The organism is Chromobacterium subtsugae (assembly GCF_001676875.1).
Lineage (GTDB): Bacteria > Pseudomonadota > Gammaproteobacteria > Burkholderiales > Chromobacteriaceae > Chromobacterium > Chromobacterium subtsugae.
Window position 1 is genome coordinate 78785 of sequence record NZ_JYKA01000007.1, and the last position, 12547, is coordinate 91331.

General features: G+C 67.7%; 11 protein-coding genes. 5 read left to right on the plus strand and 6 right to left on the minus strand.

Going from position 1 to position 12547, the window contains the following annotated elements:
• Positions 1 to 60: 60 nt before the first annotated feature.
• From MY55_RS11395 to MY55_RS11405, 3 genes are all read left to right on the plus strand, one after another.
• Complete coding sequence (locus tag MY55_RS11395; protein WP_065202375.1) at positions 61 to 387, plus strand: glutathione binding-like protein; 327 nt, start codon at positions 61 to 63, stop codon at positions 385 to 387.
• A 122-nt stretch (positions 388 to 509) separates the two neighbouring features.
• Positions 510 to 1049 carry a hypothetical protein gene (locus MY55_RS11400; RefSeq protein ID WP_065202376.1) on the plus strand — a complete coding sequence of 180 codons (540 nt, stop codon included), beginning with the start codon at positions 510 to 512 and terminating at the stop codon, positions 1047 to 1049.
• 20 nt (positions 1050 to 1069) lie between these two features.
• A complete protein-coding gene (locus MY55_RS11405; RefSeq protein ID WP_065202377.1) occupies positions 1070 to 2587 on the plus strand; it encodes a DUF2235 domain-containing protein in 1518 nt (505 codons plus the stop codon).
• Between the two features lie 68 nt (positions 2588 to 2655).
• Here the strand turns inward: MY55_RS11405 and MY55_RS11410 are convergent, their stop codons facing one another.
• From MY55_RS11410 to rarD, 5 genes are all read right to left on the minus strand, one after another.
• On the minus strand, positions 2656 to 4530 hold the full coding sequence (locus MY55_RS11410; RefSeq protein WP_065202378.1) for a M3 family metallopeptidase: 1875 nt from the start codon (positions 4528 to 4530) through the stop codon (positions 2656 to 2658).
• A gap of 217 nt (positions 4531 to 4747) precedes the next feature.
• Complete coding sequence (locus MY55_RS11415; protein ID WP_047237415.1) at positions 4748 to 5242, minus strand: GNAT family N-acetyltransferase; 495 nt, start codon at positions 5240 to 5242, stop codon at positions 4748 to 4750.
• Complete coding sequence (locus MY55_RS11420) at positions 5236 to 5424, minus strand: hypothetical protein (RefSeq protein WP_065202379.1); 189 nt, start codon at positions 5422 to 5424, stop codon at positions 5236 to 5238. Before MY55_RS11420 ends, MY55_RS11415 begins: the two co-directional genes overlap by 7 nt.
• Before the next feature lie 174 nt (positions 5425 to 5598).
• Positions 5599 to 5895: a hypothetical protein gene (locus MY55_RS11425; RefSeq protein WP_047243668.1), complete on the minus strand. Its 297-nt coding sequence runs from the start codon at positions 5893 to 5895 to the stop codon at positions 5599 to 5601.
• Between the two features lie 167 nt (positions 5896 to 6062).
• Positions 6063 to 6974 carry an EamA family transporter RarD gene (gene rarD / locus MY55_RS11430; protein ID WP_043574996.1) on the minus strand — a complete coding sequence of 304 codons (912 nt, stop codon included), beginning with the start codon at positions 6972 to 6974 and terminating at the stop codon, positions 6063 to 6065.
• A gap of 369 nt (positions 6975 to 7343) precedes the next feature.
• On the opposite strand from rarD, the gene MY55_RS11435 reads away from it, so the two are divergent.
• A complete protein-coding gene (locus MY55_RS11435; RefSeq protein WP_047243667.1) occupies positions 7344 to 10823 on the plus strand; it encodes an indolepyruvate ferredoxin oxidoreductase family protein in 3480 nt (1159 codons plus the stop codon).
• 132 nt (positions 10824 to 10955) lie between these two features.
• Entirely contained in the window at positions 10956 to 11522 is a 567-nt protein-coding gene (locus tag MY55_RS11440) for a hypothetical protein (protein WP_047237417.1), read from the plus strand.
• Positions 11523 to 11541: 19 nt separating this feature from the next.
• Here MY55_RS11440 and MY55_RS11445 read toward each other — a convergent pair whose 3' ends face one another.
• Positions 11542 to 12456, minus strand: a complete 915-nt coding sequence (locus MY55_RS11445; protein WP_047237418.1) for a LysR family transcriptional regulator — start codon at positions 12454 to 12456, stop codon at positions 11542 to 11544.
• Between the last annotated feature and the right edge of the window lie 91 nt (positions 12457 to 12547).

Here is a 12547-nt window from a genome sequence, read left to right on the forward strand (position 1 = left end):
AGGCCAGCAGTTCCTGCGGCGACGCCGACCCGCGCGCCGCGGCGGCTACGCCTGCAGGAAATGCTCAACTTCATCAGCGCCGAGCTCCACGCCGGCAGCGCCCCCTTGTTCCAGTCCGACCCGCCGCGCGCGGCGCGCGCGATGCTCCAGGCCAAGTTGAGCCAGCGCCTGGACTGGCTGGACAGCGTATTGCGGCTGCGCGACTACCTGCTGGGCGACGCGTTCTCCGTGGCCGACGCCTATCTGTACACAGTGCTGGACTGGCTGCCGCGCTTTGCCATCGACCTGGCCGGCTGGCCGAACTTGCGCGCTTTCCACGCGCGGGTGGACGGCCGCGACGCGGTGCGCCAGGCGCTGCGGGCGGAGGCGGATTCGACGCCGGCGTGACGGAGCAACCAAACCGAATCGGTCATTTGTGCGCGTGGCGGCGCGCCGCGTATGCTTTTCCCACCGCCCTTGCGGCGACGCCCCAGGCCGGCCCGGCCGAAAACGCACAGCCAAGGAAAAACATGCGCAAGCCCTTGATGACCCTGCTGTTGTCCCTGCCCTGCGCGCTGGCCAGCCTGCCGGCCGGCAGCGCGCCCGCCGCCGGCCTGGCCGGCGACTACGGCGCCAGCATCGGCGCCCCCGGCAACCGCCTGCAGTTGCGGCTCAGCTGCCGCGACGACGCCCACTGCGAGCTCGCCACCGCCTTCGAAGCGGCCGGCGCGCCCAGCCAGCCGGTCCGCCAGCGCCTGGACCAGGTGCTGGCGCTGCAAGACAAGACCGAAGCGGAGAACGCGCTGCGCTTCGCCGTCCAGCACCGCGGCGACCAGCCGCTGCCGCCGGATCTCGCCGAGGCGATGGCCAAGCTCAAACCGGTTCTGTCCGGCCAGCCGGCCATTCGCCAATGCTGGGACCTGAACCTGCCGCAGCCCGGCGAAATGCTGGCCTGCACGCTGTCCGGCGCCCCGGCCGGCAGCGCGCCGTTGTATCTGTTCGGCACCCTGCAGGCCGACGGCCAGGCCGGCTTCCGGCGTTACGTGATCTATCCGCTGTCGCGGCAATGAGCATTTGAACAGGAGACATCATGACCAGAATCGCCGGACAGCTCAGCCCGGAACAGCTGAAGGCGGCGCAGGACCAGGCCGCCGCCATCCCCGCCGCCGCCAAGCCCGCCATCGCCGCCGGGCAATTCGTCTACTTCGCCGCCTTCGACGGCACCAGCAACGACAAGGACAAGCTGTCGCGCGGCATGCAAAGCACCAATGCCGCCCAGCTCTACCAGCAAGTGGCCCAGGCGGCGAAAACCCGCTCCGACATCGGCTTCCATTATTTCTCCGGCCCCGGCACCGCCGGCACCCTGCCCGGTTCGGCCTTCCTGCCGCCGGCGGTGACCGCGGAAGCCGCCCGCACCGCCAATCTCGCTTACGACGACTTTCAGAAACAGGCGTCGACCTGGCTGAAAAGCCATCCCGGCGGCAGCGTCGCGGTGGCCGCGGCCGCCTTCAGCCGCGGCAACGACGCCGCCTCGGTATTCGCCCAGTTGCTGTACGAGCGCGGCCTGACCGATCCCGGCAGCGGCAAGATGCTGGTGCCGCCCGGCCAGCTGGGCCTGGCGGCCGCGGTGCTGTACGACCCGGTGATGACCGGCATGTCCGGCAATATGGCCTTCCCGCCCAATAGCCGCAATCTGCTGATCCTGCGCGCCGAACACGAATACCGCAGCATGTTCCAGGCCGCCGATTTCTCCGCGCAGCGCGGCGCGGTCAACGCCAGCCTGCCCGGCAACCATTGCGACGTCGGCGGCGGCTACGACAACGGCCTGGGCGCGCTGGCGCTGCAAGCCGGCACCGGCTTCCTGCAAAAGGCCGGCCTCGCTATCGCCGACGTGCCGCAGACGCGCCGCTTCGATCCGCGCCAGCCGGCGCTGGTGCACGACGAGGGCGTCAACCAGTACGGCCAGACCATCTGGACCACCTACGGCAGCTACGACCAGGACCGGGTGGCGCGCCGCACCGACCAGGTGGCGCGCCAGGCTGAAGTCAGCACCGCCAACGGCGTCACCACCACCCGCTTCAACGACTTCTCCGGCAAGCGGGTGCAGCTGGAGCAAAGCCAGGGGCCGGCCGGCCCGCAAGGCGTGATGACCATCCAGGACTACTTCAACGGCAGCACCAGCCGGGTGGCCTTCCCGCCCAGCGCGGCCGCCGCGCCCGCCGCCGCCCTCAGCCCGGCCAAGCAGACGCTGCTGCAACAGGCGCGCCAGGCGGTGGAACAGCTATGCCAGCGCGACAAGCTGCCGTTCAACGCCGGCCAGCGCGACAATATCGCCGCGGCGCTGGGCCACGCCGCCTGGCAGCAAGGGCTGGGCAAGGCCGGCTTCGCGCTGCTGCACGACGGCCAAAGCCGGATCAGCCTGCTGCACCCGGACAGCGCTCCCGGCGCGCGCCCGGCCACGCTGGAGCTGGCGGCCGCCGCGCTCAAGCCGGCGGCGCAATCGCTGCTGGCGCTGGCCCAGTCGCCGGACGCGGCGGCGCATGGCGCCGAAGCCAAGCCGCAGATTCTGCCGACGCGCCGTCCCGCGGCCGCCGGCATGACGCTCTGAACGGGGACGCCGCAAATAAAAACGACCGGGATGCCCCGGCCGTTTTTTCCTGTGCGCCGCGCCGGCGCTCAGTGCACGCTGGCGGGGTAGCGTTGCGCCACCCAGGCTTCAAAGCGATGGAACATCGCCTCGTCGCCGTCGCCGTTGTCGGCGATCAGCTCGGCGCCGTGCACCAGGCGGATGCGGGCATCCAGCGCGTCCGGGTACTGCCGCGGGTAGTCGCGCGCGGCGGACGCGGCGATCCGCGTCTCGGCATCGGCCCAGGCCTGCTCGACGCTCTGGGTGCAGGATTCGGCCAGGTAGCGGGCGTTGAACGGCTCGCCGGTCAGGCTGACCAGGGTGGCGTTGTGGTTGATGCTGTTGCCCGGCGCCCAGTAGTGGCGGGCCAGCTGCGGGCCGATGGCCGGGTTGTCGGTCAGGTAGCCGTACTCGCGCAGGAAATGGGCGCGGGTCTGATACACCGCCATATTGGCCAGCAGATAGCCGTGATAGGCGGCGGCCGACTCCTGGTTCAGCAGGTGCGGAATCGCCAGCAGCGGCCGCGGGCTGACCGCGATGCCGAGGATGCGCTGTTCGGACGCGCGCGCCAACTCCAGGATGCGGCCGGCGGTCAGCTCGCTCTCCGGCAGCGCGTAAAGCGCGCGCTCGAAGTAAGCCACCACCGCGATCGAGCGTTCGGCGAAGGCGGCGAACGGCTGCGTCGCCTCGATGCGGGCGCGGATCAGCGCGTCCGGAATGACTTCGCCCCGGCTGTCGCGGGCATAGCGCTTCAGCCAGTCGGCGTCGTCCAGCAGGCTGTCGCAGAACATGCTCTGGGTTTCGGCGTAAGCCATCGACGTCGGCGCGAACTCCTGCGAGAAGCACGGCGAATTTTGCGCGACGTTGGCGAAATGCGCGGCGTGGCCGCCCTCGTGGAACAAGGTGTTGATCGCGCGCGCGCCGCTGCCCACCTGGTCCGGCTTGGCGTCGGCGGTGAAGTTGATCTGGCCGGCCACCCAGGCCGCGCCGTCCTGGAAGGCGGGAATCGGGCCGTGGCAGAAACCGTTCTGGTACTTGCCCTCGCGCTCCACCAGGTCCAGCTGCATGGTGGCGCCGCGGTACTGGATGCCCAGGCGGCGGAAACTCAGCACCCAGCGCTCCACCGCCTTGGCGAACGGCAGGTAGGGGTCGATCTGGCGGGTGACGTCGCCGCTCATGTGGAAGCGCAGATTGTGCGCCTTCAGCGCGTCGTCGCCGTGCTTGGCCTGCAATTGCGCCAGCGCGCGCTGGTTGGCGTCGCGGGTGCGGGCTTCGAAGTCGTCGAGGATGGCGAACAACTCGTCCGGCGTCATCTGCTCGTTCTTTTCCACCTTGTATGCGAAGTAGTCGGCGTAACCGAGGCTGCGCGCCAGCGCGTTGCGCTGCTTGACGATGTCGATGAAGCCGTTGTCCAGCGCCCAACGCTCCAGGCCCAGCAGCGCGTCGTGCGAGCTCTTGCGCGCCGCCTCGTCGCGGTTGGTGCCCATATTGGTCATCAGCATGCTGAGGGTGGCGTTTTCCAGCGCGCCGTTGTCGTTGACATGCTGCATCTTGAATTCGCGCCGCTTGGCGAACAGCGCCGCCTCCAGGTCGATCAGACCGGTCATCAGCCGGCGCGCCTCGTCGCTCTCGATGATATTGCTCTGGAACAGCGCCAGCCAGCCGCGGTAGCCATGCGTCAGCGCCCGCTTCTCCTCGCCGTCCGGCTGGGCCTCCAGCTGCGCCAGCGCCTGCTGCACGGCGGCCAGGCGCGCCGGGCTGGAAATGAAGTCCTTGAACGCGGCTTCGGCGGCGGCGAAGCCGGCGTGGTCGTCGGACACCGCCATATAGGTGTCCCAGAACAAATCTTCCTTGGCTTTGTGTATCGCCAGGTAATCATGGTTGAGCGCGTCGAATTCTTGGCGCAGCGCGGCCAGTGTGGTCATTGCCATTTCTCCAGGGGGTGTCGCCGCTCTGTCGGCGGCATGGTTTCCACCGGCGGACAAGACGCCGGGATGCATGAGCAAGTCTCATTCCACAGATTGGAGACAGTCAAGACATTTCAATATTTTGTCGCGTTTTTCGCCGTCGGGACGCATGAGTAAATCAAAAGCATCATCGGCGCTGGCGATGCGTCTCCCAGCCAGAGCGAAGCCGCACGCCTCAGGCCGCCAGCAGCAAATCCAGGCGGCTGCCGTCGCGCAGCGGTTGCATCTCGAAGCCCAGCCGCATCGCCAGCATCAGCATCGCCACATTGCCGGGCGCGCAGCGCGCGCGGAAACGCGAGCATGCCAGCCGCTGGCGGCCGAAACCCAGCATCAGGCGGGCCGCCTCCTCCGCATAGCCTTGTCCCCAGACGGTTTCCGCCAGCTCGATGCCGAACTCGGCCTCGCCGCCGCATGCCTCGCGCAGCCCGACCGAGCCGATCAGCTGGCCGTCGCCGCGCCGCGCGATGGCCAGCTGCCAGGCGCGCCGCGGCTCGTCCTGCTGCGCGATGAAGCGCCGCAGCAGCATGGCCGAAAACGCCGCAGACACCTCGGCCGGCGCGTAGCAGCGGCCAAAACCGGGGGTGCCGCGCAGCGTCTGGTAGGCAAGCAAGTCTTCGGCATGGAATTCGCGCAGCTCCAGACGCGGCGAGCGTAGCGGCAGGGTCAGCATAGGCCGCCCTTCTCCAGCCGCAGCTGTTGCAGGCGCGAGTCCAGTTGCTGGCGGCGCAGCGCGTCGGCGGCGTCCTGCGCCGGGCAGCGCGGGGAAATGAGAGTGTCGGAAGAAAAATGAACGCGCTCGTCGCCGAGCACATCGCGCAGCAAATGGCGCGACAGGGTAAAGATCGATGCCATGACGGCGGTACCTGTAAAGAGCGATAAAGATCAAGGCCGAGGGTGGCGCCAGGGCGGCGCGCCTCTTCCGGGCATGTTCCCGGCGGCCGGGCAGGGCGCGGCGGGAGCGCGCAGTCTGCTACCGCGGCCGATAACCGTCAAGCATATTTTTTATGCCGGTCGGATGCGTCCGGCTCAGCCGCGGCGGCGGCGCGCCGGTTGCCGCTGCAGCCGCCAGCGCTCCAGACTGGTGCGCAGCGCGGCGTCCATCAGCCCCAGCTGCAGGCCGACCAGCGTCGCGTACAACAGCATGCCCTGCTCCGCCGGCATCAGCGGCACCGCCCAGCCGCTCAGCCGCGGATACAGCAGCCAGGCCAGCAAGAGGCCCGCCAGCAGGGTCAATTCGACCGTGCGCCAGGACTGCGCGCGCAAGGCCAGCCGCGCGCCGATATCGGTGAGGAAAAACACCAGGCTGAGCAGGTACAAGGCCATGGCTGGACTCCAAAAGATCGTCAAGAAAGGAAGCCGGCTCCTTGCCCGCCTGCTCCTAATATCTTTATAGCCAGCCGCCCTGGCCGTTTGGCCAGTTCTGGATGATGATCCCGAAAAAATGACAAAACCCCGCCAGAAGCGGGGTTGCGATCAAGCAAGCATCGGCGTCAGGCGCCGGCCATGCGTCTTTCCCGCCACAAGGCGCGCAGGCCGACGGCCGAGTACAGCAGCAGCGCGGTCCAGATCAGCGCGAAGCCCAGCGCGCGGTCGCTGCCGAACGGCTCGTCGTACAGCATCACGCCCAGCGCCAGCTGGATGCTGGGGCCGACGTACTGGATCAGGCCGACGGTGGCCAGCTTGAGCCGGCGCGCGCCGGCGGCGAACATCAGCAGCGGCACCGCGGTCACCACGCCGGCGCCCATCAGCAGCAGATCGCGCCCCAGGCCCATTTGGCCGAAAGCGCCCTGCCCCTGCCAGCCGAACCACAGCAGCGCCGCCAGCGCCAGCGGCGACATCAGGAAGGTTTCCAGCGCGAGCCCCGGCAGCGACGCCAGCGGCGCCTTCTTGCGCAGCAGGCCGTAGACGCCGAAGGTGGCTGCCAGCGACAGCGCGATCCATGGCAGCGAGCCCGCGCTGACGGTCAGCCAGATCACGCCCAGCGCCGCCAGCGCCACCGCCAGGCTCTGCGGCCGGCTCAGCCGCTCGCCCAGAAACACCCGGCCCAGCAGCACGTTGACCAGCGGATTGATGAAGTAGCCCAGGCTGCCTTCCACCACGTGGCCGGCGTTGACCGCCCAGATGTAGATCAGCCAGTTCAGCGACAGCACCGTCGACGACAGGCCGAAAATGGCCAATTGGCGCGGCTGGCGCAAAGCGGCGCGCAGATCGCCCCATTGCCGCAGGAAAGTCAGCACCACGGCGACGAACAATGCCGACCATACGATGCGGTGGCACAGAATTTGCAAGGCAGGCACCGCGTGCAGCGGTTTCCAGTAGAGCGGGAACAGCCCCCAGCAGATGAAGGCGCCCAGGGTATACAGCACGCCGCGGCTGGCGCCGGCGGAAGAAGATGCGGACATGTGGTACTCGGCAAGACGGAATATTCCAGCACACAGCTTAACCGCTTTGCCCACCGACAATAACCATCTTCTTCTATACAGTCCGTTTACAAAAATTTAACCGAAGCATTTTTTGCTGCACTGGCACATAAACCGCATTGCCGCGACAGATGCCGCAATCCTTTTGACGTTGACGTAAACGTAAACTATAGTCTGGCGACATTAGGGCTAACACTCTAAGCTGCGACAGCCGCACACGCGCCGGACCCTAGGTATAAAAATAAAGTGTCACACACAGATGGCCGCCATCGCAGCAGCCGCCCGACACAGGATGCCCACAAGGCCGCCGTGGGCTGATCGCCACAAGCGAGCACGACAGGAGGAGAAACCATGTCAATCCGCCATGCAGACCTGGAAGAGAAATACACCGCCCCCACCGGCCAGGTACTGATGACTGGCATCCAGGCGCTGGTGCGCCTGCCGATGCTGCAGCAAGAACTGGACCGCGCCGCCGGCCGCCACACCGCCGGCTATGTCACCGGCTACCGCGGATCGCCCCTGGGCAACGTCGACCAGACCATGATCAAGGCCAAGAAACACCTGGACGCCCACAACGTGGTGTTCCATCCCGGCCTCAACGAAGACCTGGCCGCCACCGCGGTCTGGGGCACCCAGCAGGTGAATATTTTCGAAGGCGCCAAATACGACGGCGTCTACGCGATGTGGTACGGCAAGGGCCCGGGCGTCGACCGCTCCGGCGACGTGCTCAAGCACGGCAACGTGGCCGGCACCAGCCCGCACGGCGGGGTGCTCTTGGTGTGCGGCGACGACCACGCCGCCAAATCGTCCACCTTCCCGCACCAGTCCGACCACATCCTGGCCGCCAGCATGATCCCGGTGCTGAGCCCGTCCGGCGTGCAGGAAGTGCTGGACTACGGCCTGCACGGCTGGGCGATGAGCCGCTACTCCGGCTGCTGGGTGTCGATCAAGGCGATCACCGACACCATCGAGAGCTCGGCCATCGTCGACATCTCGCCGGAACGCTTCCAGTTCAAGATTCCCCAGGATTTCCCGATTCCCGAAGGCGGCCTCAACATCCGCTGGCCGGACACCCCGCTGGCGCAGGAAAAGCGCGTGCTGCACCACCGCCTGTACGCGGCGCTGGCCTACGCCCGCGAAAACAAGCTCAACCACATCACGCTGGATTCACCCAAGGCCCGGCTCGGCATCATCACCTGCGGCAAGAGCTACCTGGACGTGATGCAGGCGCTGGACGACCTGGGCATCAGCGAGGCGCAGGCGGCCGACATCGGCCTGCGCATCTTCAAAGTGGGCATGGTGTGGCCGCTGGAGCCGGAAGGCGTGCGCCAGTTCGCCGAAGGCCTGGAAGAGATCCTGGTGGTGGAGGAAAAACGCCAGATCATCGAATACCAATTGAAGGAACAACTGTACAACTGGCGCGACGACGTGCGCCCGCGGGTGGTGGGCAAGTTCGCCGAAAAAGGCGAATGGGCGCTGCCGCACGGCGACTGGCTGCTGCCGGCCGCCGGCGAGCTGACCCCGGCGATGATCGCCCGCGCCATCGCCGGCCGGCTGGCGCTGATCTTCGACAGCCCGGTGATCCACGACCGCCTGAAGTTCTACGACGAAAAAGAGGCGCAGCTGGTGAAGCCGCGCGAATCCATCGCCCGCGTGCCGCACTACTGCTCCGGCTGCCCGCACAACACCAGCACCAAGGTGCCGGAAGGCAGCCGCGCGGTGGCCGGCATCGGCTGCCACTACATGGCGCACTGGATCCAGGCCGACAGCACCAAGACCTTCACCCAGATGGGCGGCGAAGGCATCACCTGGCTGGGCCAGGCGCCGTTCACCTCCACCCGCCACATCTTCACCAACCTGGGCGACGGCACCTACTTCCACTCCGGCATCCTGGCCATCCGCGCCGCGGTGGCAGGCAAGGTGAACATCACCTACAAGATCCTGTACAACGACGCGGTGGCGATGACCGGCGGCCAGCATGTCGACGGCTATCTGGACGTGCCGATGATGACCCGCCAGCTGGCGGCCGAAGGCGTGGCCCGCATCGTGATCACCAGCGACGATCCGGACAAGTACCAGAACGCCCAGGGCCTGGCCGCCGGCATCGACGTGTTCCACCGCCGCGAGCTGGACCGCGTGCAGCGCGAGCTGCGCGATACCGCCGGCGTCACCATCCTGATCCACGACCAGACCTGCGCCGCGGAAAAACGCCGCCGCCGCAAGCGCAACGAGTTTCCCGATCCGGCCAAGCGCGCCTTCATCAACGAACGCGTCTGCGAAGGCTGCGGCGACTGCAGCCAGAAGTCCGGCTGCCTGTCGGTGCTGCCGGTGGAAACCCCGCTGGGCCGCAAGCGCAAGATCGACCAATCCAGCTGCAACAAGGACTACTCCTGTGTCGAGGGCTTCTGCCCCAGCTTCGTCACCGTGGAAGGCGGCAAGCTGAAGAAACCGGCCGGCGCCAGCGCCGATCTCGCCAAAATGCCGGCGCTGCCGGAACCGAAAATCCCGGCGCTGCATGAGCCGTTCGGCATCATGGTCACCGGCGTCGGCGGCACCGGCGTGGTCACCATCGGCCAGGTGCTGGGCATGGCGGCTTATCTCGACAACAAGGGCGTGACCGTGCTGGACATGGCCGGCCTGGCGCAGAAGGGCGGCTCGGTGTGGTCGCACGTGCGCATCGCCGACAGCCAGGAACAACTGCACGCGGTGCGCATCGCCGCCGGCGACGCCAACCTGGTGCTGGGCTGCGACCTGGTGGTGACCGCGGCCGAAGAAGCGCTGGCCAAGATGCGCGAAGGCTTCAGCCACGCCATCGTCAACAGCTACGAATCGCCGACCAGCGCCTTCCTGAAGAACCCGGACGTGCGCTTCCCGGCCAAGGCGATGAAGGACGCCATCGTCGAATCGGTAGGCGCCGGCCGCTTCAATGAAGTCAACGCCACCCGCCTCTCCACCTCGCTGATGGGCGACGCCATCGCCGCCAATATGTTCATGCTCGGCTACGCCTGGCAAAAGGGCCTGGTGCCGGTATCGCTGGAAGCCATCATGGAGGCGGTGCGGCTGAACGGCGCCGCGGTGAAGTTCAATCAGGATGCCTTCAGCTGGGGCCGCCACGCCGCCCACGACCCGGCGCGCGTCGAAGCGCTGGTCAGCCCGACCGCCGTGGTGGCCTTCGTTCCACGTGAAACGCCTGACGCCGTGGTCCACCACCGCGCCACCCTGCTCGCCGCCTATCAGAACGAGTCGCTGGCGGAGCGCTACAAGGCGCTGGTGCAGAAAACCCGGCAGGCCGAAGAGGCGCTGAATCCGGCCAGCGGCGCGCTGACGCTGGCGGTGGCGCGCGCCTATCACCATCTGCTGGCCTACAAGGACGAGTACGAAGTGGCGCGGCTGTACAGCGACGGCGAATTCCAGCGCGAGCTGGCCAGCCAGTTCGACGGCGACTACAAGCTGCGCTTCCATATCGGCGTGGCCTGGCTGACCCGCGGCCAGCCGCGCAAGATCGCCATCGGCCCGTGGCTGATGCCGGCGATGAAACTGCTGGCCAAGCTGCGCTTCCTGCGCGGCAGCGCGCTGGACCCGTTCGCCTGGCAAGAGGACCGCAAGCTGGAGCGCCGGATGATAGGCGAATTCGAACAGCAGCTGGCCGGCATCCTGGCGGCGCTGACGCTGGACACGCTGCCGCAGGCGGTCGAAGCGGTGAAGAGCTGGGAAGGCGTGCGCGGCTTCGGCCACATCAAGCTGAAAAACTACCAGCAGGCCCGCAGCAGGCAGCAGCAGCTGCTAAGCGGCGGCGCGGCGGCTGGCAAGGCGTCGCGCAACGTGGCCTGATCCTGATTGTTTCCGCAGCTTTGGGCGTCGACCTCGGTCGACGCCCTTTTTTCTGGCCGCGCTGAAAATGCCGTATGGATTGACTATCCTGTTATTCATGCCGATGCGTTCACCCCAACTGGAGACTGCCCCATGCCCGCCCTGCTGCGCCGTACCCTGCTCGCCTCGCTCAGCCTGATCCTGGTCGCCTGCGCCACCCAACCCAGCAAGATCGCCCAAACCGCCGGCGGCTGCGTCGGCCAGGTGATGCCGCCGCCGGCCGGCATGAGCGCCGCGCAAAACAGCGCGCTGCTGGCCAAGGCCGTCGCCGCGCCCGGCAACGGCGGCCTGTGCGAAGGCGCGGTCTATCAGCAGGACGCCGCCGCGCCCGGCGTGACGGTTTACCGCGTCTGGGACAGCGCCAAACCCAACTCGCGGCTGGGCCGCTGGTGGTCGTTCAGCCAGCCGCAAGGTCCGGTGGCCAAATACCAGGCCGACAACGCCATCTGTCCGTCCTGGAGCCAGCTCAACAGCGTGGTGCGCTGCCAGCTGAAGGCCGGCGTGCAAGTGGCGGTGGGCACCGGCCAGAGCGCCAATTGCGCGCCCGACCCCGACTTCCCGCCGTCGCCGGTCAACCAGATTTATGTGCCCAACACCAGCCCGGACGACATCCAGGTGGAAAACTGCCAGGACGAAGGAGCCTTCCCGCCGGCGATGTGAGCCGGGCTGGGCCGCGCGCTCAGTTGCCGCCCGGCGGCGCGGCGGCGAACCAGCCGGCGATGAAATCGATCAACGCCCTCACCTTGGCCGGCTGCGGCGTTTTCTTCGGATATGCCAGGTAGACCGGGTGGCTGGGCGTTTCCCAATCGGCCAGCACCCGCTCCAGCCTGCCGCTGGCCAGCGCGGCCGTGGCGGCGAAATCCGGCAGCCGGGCGAAACCGGCGCCGGCCTCGGCCAGCCGCTCGTTCAGGCTGTAGTCGCTGGCCTGCAGCCAGTGCGACACCTCCACCTCCTCCACCCTGCCCTCCCGCTCGAACAGCCAACGCGCGCCTTGCTGGTAGCGCGGGTGCACCACGCAGGGCTGCCGCGCCAGGTCGGCCGGCCGCCGCGGCGCGCCCAGCTCGGCCAGCAGCGCCGGCGCCGCCACCACCCAGTCGCGAGTGAAGAACAGGCAGCGCGCCACCAGCTGCGGCGGCAACGCCGGCGCCGAGCGGATGGCGAGGTCGAAGCCGTCCTCCTCCAGGTCGCGCTCGGCCAGACTGACGTCCAGCTCCACCGTGATCTGCGGATATTGTCGATGGAACGACAACAATAAATCGGCGATGAAAGCGCCGGCGAACATCTGCGGCACCGTCAGCCGCACCCGGCCGCGCGGCGCGTCGCCCAGTTCGCGCACCGCCGCCGCCGATTCGCGCAGCAAATCGCGCAGCCGGCGGCAATAGTCCAGGTAAGCATGGCCGGCCTCGGTCAGCACCAGGCGCCGGGTGCTGCGGAACAGCAGCTGCGCGCCCAGCTGCGCCTCTAGCCGGTTCAACTGCTTGCTGACCTGCGATTTGGAGGTGCTCAGCCGCTCGGCCGCGGCGGTGATGCTGCCGGCTTCCGCCACCGTCAGAAAAGTGAGCGCCAGCGGCGAGGTTGGCTCGATTGTTTCCATATTGATTCCAATATATCCGCGTTTGCCCGGTTTTTCCAAGCGATGGGCGCGCCTAAGCTGAGCCTTCCCCAACACAGAACGCAAGGAGAAC